Source organism: Klebsiella sp. BIGb0138, assembly GCF_004342285.1.
In the GTDB taxonomy this organism is placed as follows: Bacteria; Pseudomonadota; Gammaproteobacteria; order Enterobacterales; family Enterobacteriaceae; genus Klebsiella.
Map to the genome: position 1 here is coordinate 152,077 of NZ_SMCV01000009.1, position 16,694 is coordinate 168,770.

Here is a 16,694-nt window from a genome sequence, read left to right on the forward strand (position 1 = left end):
GAGCGTTAAGCGCGATGAGAGGCCCTTTTTACCGGCCTCTCATCGCAAGCTAACCGTGGAAATTGCCGTTACAACACTCCGTCGCCGCCATCCGAGCACCAGACCTGGCCTGAGGTGAAGGAACAGGCGTCAGAAGCGAGGGTTACGTACAGCGGGGCGATCTCTACCGGTTGTCCCGGACGGCCCAACGGCGTATCGGCGCCGAACTGGCGGACTTTTTCCTCCGGCTGGCCGCCGCTCGATTGCAGCACCGTCCAGTAGGGACCGGGAGCGACCGCGTTGACCCGAATGCCTTTTGGCCCTAGCTGTTTGGCCAGCGATTTGGTGAAGGCGACCAGGCAGGCTTTGGTCTGCGCATAGTCAAAGAGAATCGGGCTGGGCTTAAAGGCCTGCACGGAAGAGGTATTGATGATCGTGCTATGGGCCTGAAGATGGCGCAGCGCGGCTTTGGTTATCCAGAACGGCGCGTAGACATTGGTCTTAAAGGTGGCGTCGAAATCGGCGGTCGCGAGATCTTCCAGCGATTCGCAGTACTGCTGGCGCCCGGCGTTATTGACCACAATATCGAGGCCGCCCAGTTCGCTGACGGCTTTTTCAACCAGCACCTGGCAAAACGCTTCGCTGCGAATATCACCGGGAAGCGCGACCGCTTTGCGCCCTTCGGCGGCAATCAGAGCGATCACCTCCCGGGCATCAGATTCCTCTTCCGGCAAATAGTTTATCGCCACGTCGGCGCCTTCGCGAGCAAAGGCGATCGCCACCGCGCGGCCAATACCAGAGTCACCGCCGGTAATCAGCGCTCTTTTCCCCGTAAGCCGCGCAGAACCAAGGTAACTGGTCTCACCGTGATCCGCTACAGGGACCATTTCAGATGCTAAACCGGGCGGCGTTTGCGGCTGGTCGGCAAAAGGGGGCTGGGGATACTGGGCTGTGAGTGTTGCGTTATCGCTCATACGGTCCTCCTGCGCTAAAACCTTAAGGATAGGCCGGATGGCGCGCGGTGGGGGATATTGGGACTATTCATCCGCCGCCCGCGCCATGGTGAATCGCCGCGGTAAAACAGTATATGGGGGGCTAATACGCTGATTGCCGGGCAGGTTTGCCAACAGGTGATGCGCGGCGGATAGCGCTATTTTCGGATGATTCTCGCCATTTAGTCGGGAATATTTTCAATCGGGACGCCGCCGTGAAAAGGGTATTAGCCGTCGTCGGTTGGAATAATCGAAATTTGGCCGTTACTTTCCAGAATGGCATATTTTATTTTCTCCAGACGGGTAATCCCGTGGTGCTGCCGGGCGGCCAGCAGAATATCATCAACAGAAATATTCACTTTTTGAATTTTGCTGTTCATCGCGACGCCGTTTTCCACCACGATAACGGGCGCGCCATCAAGAAAATCCTCAGCCGGCGAAAAGTGTTTTTTGATATAACCAAATAAAATATCCATGCCCACCAGGGTTACAATCGTAATCATCGCCCCGGTGAGCGAATAATCGGTAGACAGCAGCGCCTGCTGGGTGGCTTCGCTGATGATCAGTAACAGAATTAAGTCGAAACTGGTCAGCTGCATTAACGTTCTTCGCCCGGCAATCTTAAATACAATCAGCAGAATAATGTAGATTGTCACGGCCCGGAGCACCATTTCCATGATCCCTCCTAGGGATAAATAAACTGGCTGAAGGACAGCGGCGGCCGATCGTTAATGCGCACGACGTTGGTCATCCTGCCGGCTTGCCGCGGCGTGACGCTCAGCCACAGAGAGAGCGGAAGGTGGGGCGTCGCCTGGTTATAAACCAGATACAGCGTGCCGCCGCGACTGTACATTTTATCGGGCTCCAGGCGAATATCTCCGATTTGAAAGCGCGTCAGCAGAGTATCGCCGAAACTGATGGTCAGCTGCTGCGCCGTGACCTTTTGTACCTCAATATTGATATCCATTGCGCTCATTAATCTGCCGAAGCGTTGATAGTGAATCCTGAGCGTCGCGGTCGCATTTTGTTTACTCGCCGCGCTGAAATAGCCGTTTGAAAATACGCCGGCCAACGCGGCCATGATGACGAAAGTCAACAAAACCACGCCAAAGCGGCGGAATTGATATTCAAAACGCAGCGCGCGTTCGTTTTCCGAGATACGCGGCACTTCCTGTTTTTCCTGATTCATAGAAAAACCTCATCGGCTCGTTTGCGGTAAGGAAACACACGCGAAGCGCCCACCGAGTCTGTTTCAGACTATGCGTAAATCATTTAGCTTGTGAAAAGTAATCCTGGCAACCAGGCTTTATAAGTCTAGTTGAGGAACCGGCGCAGGGCTTTAGAGACCCGCGCGCCTGCGATGTCTGCTTCCTGCCGCCGGCTCATCAACAACCGCAATCACCCACGCTGCTACCGGAGGTATGAATGAGGGTATTGATGGCTAATGATTCCGCGAAGCGCGGCAGCCACCCGGCAAAAGACGACCCGCGCGAACAGGGGGAAATACCGCGTAAACGCGATGATAGTGAGGATCATAAGCACGATCCTTTTCACCCGGCTCCCGGGCAGCGTTAAGATTCGCGGTCACAGCTCTGTCGGCGGCAAACGCCTGCGGCGACGGGACGCCGGCCGGGAAATGGCTCCGGCCATGGCCTCAGCCATCTCGGCGCAGGCGGTAATGCCCTGCACAAAGGGCTGATCATGCATTAACCACGGCAGCGCCGCGAACGCCACGCGGCCTCGTACCTCCGCGGGCTCCTGTAAAGTGTAGTCGTCACCCACGTCCGGGATATCGTCACCGGTCGCCTGCAGCTGCTCACGTAACGTCGGGAAGGGCAGATCTTTCGTTTTTAGCGCTCTTTGCCCGCGCGCATCGATAAAGACATCATAGGTGGCCTGGTTTTCCCGGGTGGTAATCACCGTTTTGTCCTCTTCGATCGCCATCTGGTAATCCTCGCCGAGGGCGAGAATACGGATTACCCCGGCTTCGCGGAGCGCCAGCAGGCGGCGGATCGACTCCGATGGAATCGCGGCGTAATTATCGATGAACACCCGGGCGAGCCCGGCGCGAAAGCGTTGACTATCCCGCTCATCCAGATGCGGGACAATCTCCTGCACGGCCTCATGCAGCCGGAGGATGACATAACGCCACGGGACGGTGTATTTCTCGCGCTTGTTGCGTTCGACCTCCATAAGGTTGGCCTGCGCCCAGTGAAACGGGTCGTGTTTGTGTCGTTCACGGAACCACGCGTCGCTGAAGCTATCGGCGTCCAGCGTCGGGAGAGCGATGCCGGCGCTCCATTGCGGATCGGCGCGGTCGATCTCCGCAGCCATCAGCCGGAAGACCCGGTCAAGTAAACCTGCTGAACCGGCGGCAATCGCCTTTTCCAGCGCGTCAGGCGTCACCACCGCAAGCGGTTCATAGGGAATCGGGCAGTAAAAATCCGCTTCCGGCAGAATACCGGAGCGCGACATCAGGACGATATTCAGCGCTTCGCTGGCCGGATTGAGCCTGAACTGCAGCGGTCGATCGGCGGATTCGACAAACTCGCCGTGCTGAACCACGACGGCCATCGCGGCATCAATACCGCTCAACGATGTGCCCATGATACCGACCCTGCACGCCGGGATCTCCGCATCCATCAGGCCGGACCATGGGCTGGGGAAGAAGGTGCGGGTGGACTCCTCTTCAGCGGGCCAGACGTGGCCCGTGGCGATGACCACGAGATCGAAGCGTTCCGCCACCGGCTCACCTTGCGCCCATACCCTGACGCCTTCTGCCGTGGCCTGCAGGTCGGTGACCTCACAGGATTCATGCACCGTCAACGGGAAGCCTTGTTGTTTAGCCCTGGCGATCAGGCCGATAAACTGATCGCGAAAATACTCGCCAAGCAGGATACGCGGAAGAAACTGGCGAATATGCAGCGAGTCATCGCTGACGCCATAGCGGGCAAGGTGCTCCTCGCTTTGCTGTTTCAGCCAGTCGATATAGGGACAGAGGATCGGGGGGATTTCAATACTGGCGATATTGGCCAGCATCATGCGCGAGTTTTCTTCGTCGCTGTATGGCATGCCGACGCCGGCCTGACGCGCCTGCTCATAGACCGTCACCGCCAGCGGCTGCTGATATTTTAACAGGGAAAAAAGGGTGTAAATCCCGGTGGGGCCGGCGCCGATAATCGCAATTTTCTTCATGCATAATCACCCGTGATAAGCGTTCTTCCATTGCAGTTTCCCGCCAGCCGGATGGTTAACCGGGCAAAGCGATCTGCGCCTGAGGTACAGCAGCGGGAGCCGGATTTAAGTGTGGTCGAAAACCCCGCCGCTAGCCAGCTGGATGCATGCGGTCTGTGCATCGCCGTCGGCTTGCGGCTGCCGGGTAATAAAAAGGGGGCCCCTGAGCCCCCATGAGTTTTCCACTTTCATATCGCTCAGGGCAGAGGAAACTGTTTAAAGGCCGGATGAGCTTCTGCTATTTCGCTATGGGCGAGAATGTAGTGGAAGTCATGCGCCTTAACCACTTCGGGGATCATCGCTTGAATAAAGGTCCATACCACAGCGCTGGTAACCGATACCTGATCGAGTCGTGCGTTGAGCGCGCGTTTTTCCAGCGCGGCGTTCCATTCCCGGCAGGCAGACAGCAGCTGCCAGGTGATGCGTTCAATCCACGGTTGATGCTGTTTCTCTGGCGGCCGTAAGTGGTGCTCGTAAACATGCTGTACGGCTTTTTCGCTGGCAGCCAGAATCAACCCCAGAGTCTGCAGATCTTCGGCCAGCGCAGGACCGATGACGGGTAGCAATTTACGCTGCATATCCGCCTGGGATTCGAAGTAATGGAGGATCAGCGTGGAGTCCATCAGCCGTACGGCGTTATCCAAAACCAACGTAGGCGCCTTGACCACCGGGTTTATTTGGGCAAAGGGCTCAACGGCACTAAACACCGAAAGCGGCAGGTGTTCAAATTCGACACCGTACAGCACCAGAGATACCGCGACGCGCCTTACGTAAGGAGAGTCCATCATGCCAATGAGTTTCATCATTATTCCTGTTTTCCTGTCTCTGAAAGGAGAATACCGGGTCGTTCAAGGTGCGCCGGGGAGGGATCTCACGGCTCGCTTTGCCCCCGGAAGCAGAAAGACATTACGCTAAAGTGGCGATAACGAATATTACGCATTTCTTACCTGAGATGTCAGAATGACTGACGGTATCGTCGCCTGAGGTTTAACCCCTGGGCTGTGGTAACGTTTACGTCCCGGATCTGGAACATCAGGAGCTGCTTCATGTCGGATTACCCACCGATCGCCAGTTTACGGAGTTTTGAGGCCGTTGCCCGGCTTGGTAGCGTGACGCTGGCGGCGAAAGAGCTGCATGTCACCCATTCTGCGATCAGTCAGCAAATTAAAGTGCTGGAAGATATGCTCGGCGTGAGATTGTTTATTCGTCACGGGCGTGGGGTACAGATTAATGAAGAGGGGAGACTGTATGCGATGCATGTCCGCGAGGCGCTGAATCATATCGCTGATGCGACTCGTCTGGTCCACGTTAAGCCGCGAACGACGACGTTAACCTTAGCCGCGGTACCTTCTTTTACCTGCCACTGGCTATTGCCACGGTTGGATCGCTTTCGCGCCAGATATCCCCATATCACCTTGCGGCTGCTGGTCAGCCTGACGCTCACCAACATGCAGCAGGAAGCGGTGGATATCGCCATTCGCATGGGGAAAGGCGACTGGGAAGGGTTGGAAAGCCGCTATATGTTTGCCGACGAGCTGATTGTGGTGGCCGCGCCGCATTATAACGGCGGCTCGCTGCCCACGACGCCACAAGAGGTGGCGGCCAGTAAGATTATATTTTCTATGGAATCGTGGAAAACCTGGTGTCTGAATGCCGGGCTGGAGCGTGAGATCGTCGCTGGCGGACTCTGTATTAACGACTCGAATCTGGTTCTGGAAGCCGTTCGTCTCGGCAATGGCGTTGCGCTCGAGCGGCGTTCCCTGGTCCAGGGGGCGATAGATCGAGGAGAGCTGGTCCAGGTCACCACCTGCTCTGCCCCTTATCCCTGGCCATACTGGTTGGTTACCTCGCAGCAAACTGCAAAGAAGGCGGATGCCTCTTTGTTCATCGCCTGGCTTAATGAAGAACTTGCGGCCTGGCGCCAGCGAGGGGATTTACCGGCGACGCTATAGCATTGTTCTGGCGCTTCCAATGGGTTCGCTTAACGGCGGCTGGACTGCGTGAATTCCCGTACCAGCGCCAGAAAAGCGGCCAGCCCGGCGGAAGGATGTCGTCTGCCGGGATAATACAGACACAGGCCGGGAAAAGGGGGCGTCCAGTCGTCCAGCAAACGGATGAGCCGGCCGGCCTGAATATCCTCGATGACATCCTGCTCAAGAAAGAAACCGATTCCCGCATGCTCCAGTACCGCAATTCGTGCCAGTGACGCCTCATCCAGCGTCAGCTGCCCGCGGACGTCGACCTGTAGCGCTTCTCCTTGCTTCTCGAGGTGCCAGCGATAAAGGGAACCGTCGGGTAGACGCACCCGGATGCAGGGGTGATTGAGCAGATCGGCGGGGGTTTCAGGCCGTGTGTGGTGCGACAGATAGTGCGCCGAGGCCACCACGGCATAGCGCTGAGGTTTGCCGAGGGAAAGCGCGATCATATCCTCCGGTATCAGGCTGGCGACCCGTACTCCCATATCGAAGCCTTCCGCAACGATGTCGATCAGCCGACCATCGGTGACGATATCCACCTGCATTTGCGGATAGCGGCGCAAAAACTCCAGTACCAGCTGGGAGAGAAGCGCGCGGGCGGCAAACGGAGGCGTATTGATGCGCAGGATGCCAGAAGGCGTTTCACTGCGGGAGCGGACGACCTCAAGGGCCTGATGAACCCCCTGTAGCGACGGGCCGATGTGATCAATAAACAGGCGTCCGGCGTCGGTGAGCCCCACGCTGCGGGTGGTCCGGTTAAATAAACGCACGCCCATTTCGGCTTCAAATTTGGCGATGATATGGCTCAGTGCGGTGGTCGATACCCCCAGTTCGATCGCCGCCGCACGAAAGGTCCCCCGTCGGGCGATGGCCATAACGGCATCTAAATCAGTCAGCGTGATTCGCGACATTATCCCATTTCCTTCATCATGGCATCCCGGTTTGTCCTGATTGTTTAAATTATAAAGGATTCTTAAAGTTAAGCCGTAGAGTTTAATCACGGGAGATTCACTATGGATATGCCATCAGCAGTGCAGGCTTTTTTTACGGCTGAAGATCTGGACAGCGTTGTCAGCGCCTTCACCCCGGATGCGGTGGTGAAGGATGAAGGGAATACCTATCGCGGGCGGCAGGCCATCCGGGAATGGCGGGTTGCCGCCAGACAAAAATATCAGTATGTCGCCGAACCTATTGAGGCGATCGCGCAGGGGGATAGGGTGAAGGTGCGCGCCAGGGTGAGCGGAAATTTCCCCGGTAGCCCAGTCATTCCTGGCTATCTATTTCGCCTGACGGTGGAGCAGATCGATGGGCTGGAGATCGCTTATGACTGATTTCCTGGCGCTGGAAGGAAAACGCGTACTGATTACCTCGGGAACCAAAGGGGCGGGGGCGGCAACCGTGGCGCTGTTTCGACAGCTGGGGGCGCGAGTGTTAACCTGCGCTCGCCATCAGCCGGACACGCCTGTTGATGCGCTATTTGTGACGGCGGATCTCTCCACGGCGAGCGGGTGTGCTGTACTGGCCGCTGCGGTGCAGGAGCAGTTGGGCGGTGTTGATATTATTGTTCATATGCTGGGCGGCTCCTCCTCCCCGGCGGGTGGGTTTGCCGCGCTGAGCGATGAGCTGTGGCAACAGGAGCTGGATCTCAACCTGTTCCCTGCGCTCAGGCTGGATCGTTTATTGCTTCCACCCATGCTCAACAGCGGGAAGGGGGTGATTATCCACGTCTCTTCAATCCAAAGAGTGATGCCGCTGGCGGAGTCAACCACGGCCTACGCCGCCGCCAAAGCAGCGCTATCCACCTACAGTAAAAGCCTGTCGAAAGAGGTCTCCCCCAGGGGCGTTCGTGTACTGAGCGTGGCTCCCGGCTGGATTGAAACCGAGGCGGCGGTCAGATTTGCGCAGCGGCTTGCGCAGCAGGAGGGGGTCGATTATGCGCAAGGTAAACAAATCATCATGGACTCATTAGGCGGAATACCGCTTGGTCGTCCGGCACAACCCGCAGAGGTGGCCAACCTGATTGCGTTTTTAGCCTCCGACCGGGCGGCGTCGATAACCGGCGCGGAATACGTTATTGATGGCGGAACCGTGCCGACGGTTTAACCATAAAGACGGATTGGCAAGACGCGGCGAAGGTTTTTCTCCGCATAAATCTTGATTGCGGCGTATTCCAGCCGAGGCATCAGCGGGGCGTGGCGCGTGCGAGACGGGGATCAAAGGTAAAGGGATACTGGCGCACGGAGGCAAGGGCCTCGCTGAAAGCGGGATGCAGCGGGTTTAGAATGGCGTTGTTTTCATAGGGAATAATGCAGGAGGGTAACATCAGTGCCATGCCGCTGCCCGACTGCAGCCAGCCGGTGCCCAGATCCATTGTGGAAACGGGCATCGGATTTTCCTGCCAGTTATCCGGCAGCCACTGTTTATCGAGCGATTCCACTTCACTGTCCGCTATCTCGATGCTATACAGCTGATACTGGTTGAGGATAGTTTCATTTTTGACATGAACCAGGATCTCCAGCGACGCCAGAGCGATGGAGGTGGAAACATAGACAGCCGGGTGCCCCTGGTGATTCCAGCGTCCGCCGTACTGGTTGGCCCCGCTTCCCGTCCAGGCTTCGCTGGCGTAACGGCCGCTCACCAAACGATAGAAAATCATGCAAAGACGCCGTGTTCCAGACGACCAATCAGGTCAGTCACTTCCAGCGCGCCGCTCTCGGTAGCAATCAGATCGATGGGGGCGACATTGCCCAACCCTCTGACCGGCGACTGCAGCCAGTCGTAGGCAGCCTGCTTGCTGCCAAAATAGTCGACGGCGGCATCCAGAACCCTGACAAAACGCGCCACACGTTCGCTTTCGCCCGGCGTCAACGTACCGCCCGCGCTCTTACGCCGGGCAACGTTACGCTCATTAATGCCGGTGATGCGCAGGATGTCGGTTTTCGACATTTCCGTCCACTCGTGAATATTATCCAGAACGCTGACCGGCAATCCCATACTCAACAGCTCAATCAGCTGCATACCCCGATTTGCCGGTAGCCCGGCATAGCGCCACAGCGCCTTATCGGCAGGTTGCTGTGCAGGAACCCAGGTTTTCATCTCTCCTCCTGAATAATGACATTTGTCATACTTTATTATAGTCATTTGTCAGGTTGTTGAAAGTTTAATCGCTGTCGCGGCGGAGAACAGGCGGGGGTTTTGTTGCCCGCGGACCAGACCCTTTTATTTGTCTATTTTGTAATTCATTGATTTTTATTAATAATTATTGAGTGGTTGAAAAAAGGGTGTAGTGAAAAAATTTGAGGCATTTTACATATAAAACAAAGAGGTGAGTTGATATTATCTCAGTGCACTGCCGTACAGGCAGCTTAGAAAGTTGGGTGCTTGGGGTGTCCGTATGACTATCGGTGCACTGCCGTACAGGCAGCTTAGAAATTGAGCCCGAGCTGATGCACGCGGGCGATGCGGTGCACTGCCGTACAGGCAGCTTAGAAAGCCCACGGCCAGAATCATCACCTGCTCACCAAGTGCACTGCCGTACAGGCAGCTTAGAAATGACAAGCAACCCCATCCAGACTCCAGCCCAGGTGCACTGCCGTACAGGCAGCTTAGAAATACAACACGGAGCGTGCCGCATGACAACTGATGTGCACTGCCGTACAGGCAGCTTAGAAATATCGCATCATCGTTGTGGATTTGATAAGGCTGTGCACTGCCGTACAGGCAGCTTAGAAAGTACGAAATGGCCGAGTACATTGCGCTGTTGAGTGCACTGCCGTACAGGCAGCTTAGAAATGAAAACCAGAAAACAGGCGCTCAAAATTCCAGTGCACTGCCGTACAGGCAGCTTAGAAAAAACAGCGCCGCCAGTGCGCGATAGTTCTGCTGTGCACTGCCGTACAGGCAGCTTAGAAATTATTGGTTTAAAAAACATCAGCGAGAGGGTAGTGCACTGCCGTACAGGCAGCTTAGAAAATAAACATAACTTTGTGATCCCAGCACATAAAGTGCACTGCCGTACAGGCAGCTTAGAAACTGCGCCTCATACGACAGCCAGCGGTTCAGGAAGTGCACTGCCGTACAGGCAGCTTAGAAAAAACATCAGAGACAGGTCTTTTTCGTCATGCCGTGCACTGCCGTACAGGCAGCTTAGAAACATGCGGCCGGGAATTTATACGCCGTGCTGAAGTGCACTGCCGTACAGGCAGCTTAGAAACACGCCAGCGCCTTGTCTCGCTCGACGGCGTTGTGCACTGCCGTACAGGCAGCTTAGAAATTACTGGTGAGCTGGATCAGTCGGGCATCAATGTGCACTGCCGTACAGGCAGCTTAGAAAATTATGCCGACGCTGCAGAGATGGAGATTGCAGTGCACTGCCGTACAGGCAGCTTAGAAATTGCAGGTACAGCGGGTTTGGCTTGATGCCGTGTGCACTGCCGTACAGGCAGCTTAGAAACACTGGTCCCGGCAAATGCCGAGCGCGTCACAGTGCACTGCCGTACAGGCAGCTTAGAAAATTATGCCGACGCTGCAGAGATGGAGATTGCAGTGCACTGCCGTACAGGCAGCTTAGAAATTGCAGGTACAGCGGGTTTGGCTTGATGCCGTGTGCACTGCCGTACAGGCAGCTTAGAAAATAACAGACGAACGCATTGAAAAAATAGCGGTGTGCACTGCCGTACAGGCAGCTTAGAAAATTGAACAACGCCGAAATTGGCTATCTGCAGTGTGCACTGCCGTACAGGCAGCTTAGAAATGTAAGTAATGGCTCTCTGGATGCCTCTGGAGGTGCACTGCCGTACAGGCAGCTTAGAAAACATCTGTTTTAGATCCGTCCAGCGGGATACCGTGCACTGCCGTACAGGCAGCTTAGAAAATCAGCCTTAATCCCGGATACGATGCGATCGGTGTGCACTGCCGTACAGGCAATAAGGGGTCTTAACTGGCTGATTATAATAAATTTCCCCATTCACTTATGGGTGCGAATTGGGAAACCAGATACTGCCGAAGAGGGTGATTCGAAAGGACCGTCAACAGGACGGTCCGCCGTAGTTGTTTTATCGATCCATGACTCAAATTTTAATGCTGCAACACTTCAGCAAATTTTGCCAGCCATTGCGGATGCGCGGGCCATGCAGGGGCGGTGACCAGGTTGCCGTCGACATGCGCCTGATCGATACCGATTTCAGCATAATGCCCGCCGCTGAGCCGCACTTCCGGCGCGCAGGCCGGGTAGGCGCTACAGGTCCGGCCTTTGAGTATGCCGGCGGCGGCCAGGAGCTGCGGGCCGTGGCAGACGGCGGCGATGGGTTTGTGTGCAGCGTCGAAGGCCTGAACCAGTTTGAGCACCTCGTCATTCAAGCGCAGATATTCCGGCGCTCGACCGCCGGGGATCAGCAGGGCATCATAATCCTGTGCTTTTACTGCGGCAAAATCGGCGTTGAGGACAAAGCGGTGTCCGGGTTTCTCGCTATAGGTCTGGGCACCGTCAAAATCATGGATCGCCGTCATGATATAGTCGCCTTTGCTCTTGTCTGGGCAAACCGCGTCAACCTGATGGCCAATCATCTGCAATGCCTGAAACGGCACCATGGTTTCGTAATCTTCGGCATAATCACCGACCAGCATCAGAATTTTCTTGCTCATCTTGATTGTTCCTCAGGGAATAAAGATGCCTAAGGTATAGCCCAGTGGCAGAGGGAATGCGAACGGCAAGTGGCGTTATGGGGACGGCTACTGCGGCGTTTTCACCTTTTGCCTGCTTTTTGGGGGAGAGAACGCAGTTTTTTGCCCGAGTCGACTTTCGTCGACGATAAGTGATTGCCGACCTGTGAAAGGGAGCTGCGCAAAGAAGTGCTGAAACGTCTGGCCTACTGGCGCGAAATCGTATCTGACACATCTACAGGAGACTGGGACAGTGCGATTTTAGCGACTGCACTCCTCCTTCGGCCCTCTGGGATAGCGGACAGTAAGATCACCTGACCAGCATATTTAATGGCTATGTCAGATATAGTAGTATTACGTCGCAACTCTGGTTGTTTTCTGTCAGATTGACTGCCTGATAATGATGCAAACAGTTTTATATCTACTTCAGAAGGATTTTTTAAGTTAATTTAAATATAGAAAATCCTCAACTAAAGTGATTAATTTTAATGCGAAAAATATTATTATTTGAAGATTTAACTGTTTGACGAAAATCACATTTGCATGGAAAGGTTTTCGTCAATATACGGATTACATTACTATTTTGTGCAAAGGGTTTGCCATGCCTCCAAATACTATTCCTCCTTCTGATTTAAAAACTATCCTTCATTCTAAACGCGCTAATATTTACTACCTTGAAAAATGCCGTGTACAGGTGAACGGTGGCCGGGTGGAGTATGTTACCCAGGAGGGCAAAGAATCTTTTTACTGGAACATCCCTATTGCCAATACGACTGCGGTGATGCTGGGTATGGGGACCTCCGTTACGCAAATGGCGATGCGGGAGTTTGCTCGCGCCGGGGTGATGGTCGGGTTTTGCGGAACGGATGGCACACCGCTGTATTCCGCAAACGAGGTGGATATTGATGTCTCATGGCTTAGCCCACAGAGCGAATACCGGCCGACCGCCTACCTGCAAAACTGGGTCTCGTTCTGGTTTAGGGAAGACAAACGATTACAGGCGGCAAAACGGTTTCAGTTTATACGACTACAGCAAATCACCCGGCACTGGACGGGCGTACGGGCGCAGCGAGAAAGTCCATTTCAACCTGATAAAGTGATGCTACAAAATATCCTCGAACGCGCCAGGCAGGCAATGGAAGAAGCGCCGGATCATACCACCCTGATGTTGCAGGAGGCACAGCTCACCAAATCGCTCTACAAGCTGGTCAGCCAGACCGTAGGCTACGGGAGCTTTACGCGAGCTAAACGAGGAGACGGGGCAGACATGGCGAACCGCTTTCTCGATCAGGGTAATTATCTGGCTTATGGACTGGCAGCTGTGGCGGCGTGGGTCACGGGTATTCCTCATGGTCTGGCGGTGATGCATGGTAAAACCCGGCGTGGTGGTCTGGTCTTTGATATAGCAGATCTCATCAAAGATGCGCTGGTTATGCCGCAGGCGTTTGTCGCAGCCATGGAGGGTGAAGACCAACAAATGTTCCGCCAGCGATGTATCACTACCTTCCAGCAGGCAGATGCACTGGATGTAATGATCAATACCTTGCAGGAGACCTCGCAATCACTCGCGGGAGGAGTGCAATGAATGTGCTAATCATCTCCCGAAGTACCAAAAATGCGCGTGAAGAAAGCTGCCGGATTATCGATCAGTTTGCAGAACGCACCGGTGATGCCGCATGGCAAACGACTATCACTCAGGAAGGCGTCAACACCCTGCGTAAATTGCTGCGTAAAACGGCGCGGCGTAATACGGCAGTTGCCTGCCACTGGTTGAAGAAAAATGGGCAAACTGAACTGTTGTGGATAGTCGGCAACCTTCGTCGTTTTAATGCTCAGGGACGCGTGCCAACCAACCGCACGATGGCTGATGTCCTCAATAGCGGTGCGGAACATTACTGGCACAGCACGGAAAGTATCGCTTTGCTGGCGGCGATTGCTGGGTTATTTCACGACTTTGGCAAAGCGGGAAAATGCTTTCAGCAGACTCTGAAAGGGAAAAGTAAGCACGTTTGTCAGCCTTATCGCCACGAGTGGATCTCTGTTCGCTTGTTCCAGGCATTCGTCGGTGAATGGACCGATGCACAGTGGCTGGCGGCCCTGGAGCATCTGAAATCATCTGATGAAAAGATCATATTAGATCGACTTGTCACCGATCTACCGGATAAGCCTCGTGGCCGGTCTACGCATCCTGACAATCGGAATCCGCTCAGCACGTTACCGCCAATTGCCCGGACCGTCGCCTGGTTAATCCTTTCACATCACCGCATTCCTCAGTCGCTGTCATCGACACCGCAGCTGGAGTATTGCGAAGGCTGGATCGACAGACAACTCAATGTTGACTGGAATTCTCTGAACCACAAAAATCACCCTTGGGTAGATGTCGATTATAAAAATGTCTGGCTATTTCCTGACGGTACGCCGCTGCAAAGTGCCATATGGTGCGAGAAAGCCAGACAGATAGGGCGGCGTGTTAAAAATTCCATCTCATTGCAGCAATACGGCAAGTTGGATAACCTGTTTACCGCTCATCTGGCGCGCATGTCCTTGATGCTTGCCGATCACTTTTATTCCTCGCAATCCCCTGAAATTACCTGGCAGGATTCCCATTATAATGTGTGGGCCAACAGCGACCGTCAGACTAAACAGCTGAAACAAAAACTGGATGAGCACAATACGGGTGTTGCGCATCATGCTTTACTATTAGGGCGTTCTTTACCGCGATTACGCAGCTCGCTGCCAGCGATAGCGCGGCATAAAACATTCCGCGAGCGGGCAAAGGATGCGCGTTTTAGCTGGCAAAACAGAGCATGGGATGTGGCATCGGCTCTACGCGAGCGCAGCGCAGCGCAGGGTTTTTTCGGCGTTAATATGGCCTCCACCGGTTGCGGTAAAACGTTCGCTAATGCCCGGATTATGTATGCGCTAGCTGATGAGCGTGAAGGCTGTCGCTTCAGCGTTGCGCTTGGACTACGTACGTTAACCTTGCAAACCGGGCAGGCGTTACAGTCTCGTCTGGGGCTGGATGAAGACTCGCTGGCGGTGGTTACTGGCTCAGCTGCCGTTCGGGAGCTCTACGAGCAGCATAGTGACGCTCAGGATAATAATAGCGTCAGCGAGGAAGCGTTTTTCTCCAGCCACCAGTATGTACATTACGAGGGGAGCATAGGTTACGGGATCGCACAGCAATGGCTGGCTGCGGAGCCCACCCTTAACCGTCTGGTCAGTGCACCGGTTCTGGTGACGACTGTTGACCATCTGATGCCTGCGACCGAAGGCGTGCGTGGCGGCAGACAGATCCCCGCGATGCTACGTTTGTTGACCAGCGATCTGGTACTGGACGAACCTGATGATTTCGACATCGACGACCTGTACGCTCTCTGCCGGCTGGTTAACTGGGCGGGGATGCTGGGATCGCGAGTATTACTCTCATCCGCAACGCTGCCGCCCGCATTAATCGAGGCGTTGTTTGAAGCGTATCGAAAAGGACGGGAGGCGTATCAGTCGGCATGCGGCATTGCAGGCAAACAAGTGAATATCTGCTGCGCCTGGTTTGATGAATATGGCGCGCAGTCTCAGGATATTTCGGACGACGCTCTTTTTCGCCACGCACATGCGCAGTTTGTGGTCCGACGCGTCACACATTTACCGCGGCAGCCACGGCTAAGGTTGGGAAAACTCGCGGTAGTCGAGCCCGCAGCGACAACGAGTACGTCTGTGATTTCTGCAGTCGCCGGGACGCTGTATCAGCAGATGCTGGGATTGCATCTGCAGCATCATACAGACCATCTAAACGGGAAGACGATATCATTTGGTCTGATAAGACTGGCAAATATTAAACCCCTGGTTGCCGTCGCACAGGCATTGATGGCAATGCCTGCCCCGCAAAACTACTGTATTCACTATTGCGTTTATCACAGTCAACATCCGCTAGCTGTGCGTTCAGCCATTGAAAAGCGACTGGATCATGCATTTACTCGCCATGATCCGCAGGAGATTTGGCACTTGCCGGAGGTTAAAGAGGCGCTGGCATCGCCCAGACAGCACCACCTTTTTGTTGTGCTGGCCAGCCCTGTGATTGAAGTCGGTCGGGATTTTGATGCCGACTGGGGAATTATCGAACCCAGCTCTATGCGTTCGCTGATCCAGTTTGCAGGACGAATTCAGCGTCACCGTCAGCAAGTCCCGGCCAGTGAGAATCTGGTCATCCTGAACCGTAATCTACGTGCGCTTCTTGGCGAGAAGGTGGCGTATTGTCAGCCAGGTTTTGAAGCCGAATCTTATCGACTTCGCGAGCACGACTTACGTGAACTGCTGCCTGAGGCGACTTACCGCACTATTAATGCAGCCCCACGCATTGTGGAGGACTTCCCTGATAATGCTCTCGCCGTGCTGGAACATTCCCGGCTGCGCGCCGCATTACTGGAGGGGAGAGATAAATCCGCTGTGACCGCCGCTCTGTGGTGGCGTTTACCGATAACATGGAATGGTGAAATGCAGAAGCGCACCCCGTTTCGACGTGCATCTCCACAGGAATCTTTTTTTCTGACAATGAAAGAGGATGACGATGAACCCGAGTTTTGCCTGATGCAGGATGACGGCATGCTCAAGCCTTCTGAGCGCTTCGAACTCCATGAGTTTGTGATGGCGGAAGGCGTACAACCATGGTTTGAAATAGATTACCGGGAAGTGCTGCTGGAACTGGCGGAAATGCGTCAGATGGAGATTTCCAGCGTGTCGCGTCGTTACGGAGAGATCACGTTAAGGGTTGGAGGAAAGGGGGACTCAATAGAAAAATGGCGATATCACCCGGTGCTGGGTGTGTTCAGGGAATATTAATAAATTTCCAGGAGCT

The 16,694-nt window shown here is 54.7% G+C and carries 15 protein-coding genes and 1 CRISPR repeat array; of the genes, 6 read left to right on the forward strand and 9 right to left on the reverse strand.

All coding sequences use genetic code 11. The features are described 5' to 3' along the window. Positions 1-68: 68 nt before the first annotated feature. The 3 genes from EDF73_RS19705 to EDF73_RS19715 all read right to left on the reverse strand — a co-directional run bounded on the left by EDF73_RS19705 (position 69) and on the right by EDF73_RS19715 (position 2,160). The gene (locus EDF73_RS19705) at positions 69-953 is read right to left on the reverse strand and encodes an SDR family oxidoreductase (protein WP_132730747.1); all 885 of its coding nucleotides are present in this window, start codon (positions 951-953) and stop codon (positions 69-71) included. A gap of 245 nt (positions 954-1,198) precedes the next feature. After that, entirely contained in the window at positions 1,199-1,648 is a 450-nt protein-coding gene (locus tag EDF73_RS19710; RefSeq protein ID WP_132730748.1) for a YetF domain-containing protein, read from the reverse strand. 8 nt (positions 1,649-1,656) lie between these two features. Continuing rightward, the gene (locus tag EDF73_RS19715; RefSeq protein WP_132730749.1) at positions 1,657-2,160 is read right to left on the reverse strand and encodes a hypothetical protein; all 504 of its coding nucleotides are present in this window, start codon (positions 2,158-2,160) and stop codon (positions 1,657-1,659) included. Positions 2,161-2,408: 248 nt separating this feature from the next. On the opposite strand from EDF73_RS19715, the gene EDF73_RS27475 reads away from it, so the two are divergent. Then, a complete protein-coding gene (locus EDF73_RS27475) occupies positions 2,409-2,546 on the forward strand; it encodes a hypothetical protein (RefSeq protein ID WP_165905748.1) in 138 nt (45 codons plus the stop codon). Positions 2,547-2,555: 9 nt separating this feature from the next. Here EDF73_RS27475 and EDF73_RS19720 read toward each other — a convergent pair whose 3' ends face one another. Continuing rightward, the gene (locus EDF73_RS19720) at positions 2,556-4,166 is read right to left on the reverse strand and encodes an FAD-NAD(P)-binding protein (protein ID WP_132730750.1); all 1,611 of its coding nucleotides are present in this window, start codon (positions 4,164-4,166) and stop codon (positions 2,556-2,558) included. A 236-nt stretch (positions 4,167-4,402) separates the two neighbouring features. Further along, positions 4,403-5,008, reverse strand: coding sequence for a glutathione S-transferase (locus EDF73_RS19725; RefSeq protein ID WP_132730830.1), 606 nt, complete (start codon positions 5,006-5,008; stop codon positions 4,403-4,405). 243 nt (positions 5,009-5,251) lie between these two features. On the opposite strand from EDF73_RS19725, the gene EDF73_RS19730 reads away from it, so the two are divergent. Next, positions 5,252-6,157 (forward strand): LysR substrate-binding domain-containing protein, encoded by a 906-nt coding sequence (locus tag EDF73_RS19730; RefSeq protein WP_132730751.1) that lies wholly within the window; start codon positions 5,252-5,254, stop codon positions 6,155-6,157. Positions 6,158-6,186: 29 nt separating this feature from the next. Here the strand turns inward: EDF73_RS19730 and EDF73_RS19735 are convergent, their stop codons facing one another. After that, entirely contained in the window at positions 6,187-7,092 is a 906-nt protein-coding gene (locus tag EDF73_RS19735; protein ID WP_132730752.1) for a LysR family transcriptional regulator, read from the reverse strand. Between the two features lie 102 nt (positions 7,093-7,194). Here EDF73_RS19735 and EDF73_RS19740 point away from each other — a divergent pair, with 102 nt between their 5' ends. Next, positions 7,195-7,512 carry a nuclear transport factor 2 family protein gene (locus tag EDF73_RS19740; RefSeq protein WP_132730753.1) on the forward strand — a complete coding sequence of 106 codons (318 nt, stop codon included), beginning with the start codon at positions 7,195-7,197 and terminating at the stop codon, positions 7,510-7,512. Next, the gene (locus tag EDF73_RS19745) at positions 7,505-8,284 is read left to right on the forward strand and encodes an SDR family oxidoreductase (RefSeq protein WP_132730754.1); all 780 of its coding nucleotides are present in this window, start codon (positions 7,505-7,507) and stop codon (positions 8,282-8,284) included. Before EDF73_RS19740 ends, EDF73_RS19745 begins: the two co-directional genes overlap by 8 nt. Before the next feature lie 79 nt (positions 8,285-8,363). Here EDF73_RS19745 and EDF73_RS19750 read toward each other — a convergent pair whose 3' ends face one another. From EDF73_RS19750 to EDF73_RS19760, 3 genes are all read right to left on the reverse strand, one after another. Continuing rightward, positions 8,364-8,837, reverse strand: coding sequence for an RES domain-containing protein (locus EDF73_RS19750; RefSeq protein WP_132730755.1), 474 nt, complete (start codon positions 8,835-8,837; stop codon positions 8,364-8,366). Next, positions 8,834-9,277, reverse strand: coding sequence for an antitoxin Xre/MbcA/ParS toxin-binding domain-containing protein (locus EDF73_RS19755; RefSeq protein WP_132730756.1), 444 nt, complete (start codon positions 9,275-9,277; stop codon positions 8,834-8,836). Before EDF73_RS19755 ends, EDF73_RS19750 begins: the two co-directional genes overlap by 4 nt. 248 nt (positions 9,278-9,525) lie before the next feature. Next, positions 9,526-11,115: a CRISPR direct-repeat array (repeat unit 28 nt; unit sequence GTGCACTGCCGTACAGGCAGCTTAGAAA). Between the two features lie 142 nt (positions 11,116-11,257). Further along, positions 11,258-11,824, reverse strand: coding sequence for a DJ-1/PfpI family protein (locus tag EDF73_RS19760; RefSeq protein WP_132730757.1), 567 nt, complete (start codon positions 11,822-11,824; stop codon positions 11,258-11,260). Between the two features lie 619 nt (positions 11,825-12,443). On the opposite strand from EDF73_RS19760, the gene cas1f reads away from it, so the two are divergent. Together cas1f and cas3f are read left to right on the forward strand one after the other, a co-directional pair. Continuing rightward, positions 12,444-13,427: a type I-F CRISPR-associated endonuclease Cas1f gene (gene cas1f, locus EDF73_RS19765; protein WP_132730831.1), complete on the forward strand. Its 984-nt coding sequence runs from the start codon at positions 12,444-12,446 to the stop codon at positions 13,425-13,427. Further along, positions 13,424-16,678: a type I-F CRISPR-associated helicase Cas3f gene (cas3f, locus tag EDF73_RS19770; RefSeq protein WP_132730758.1), complete on the forward strand. Its 3,255-nt coding sequence runs from the start codon at positions 13,424-13,426 to the stop codon at positions 16,676-16,678. Before cas1f ends, cas3f begins: the two co-directional genes overlap by 4 nt. The last annotated feature ends 16 nt before the right edge of the window (positions 16,679-16,694 follow it).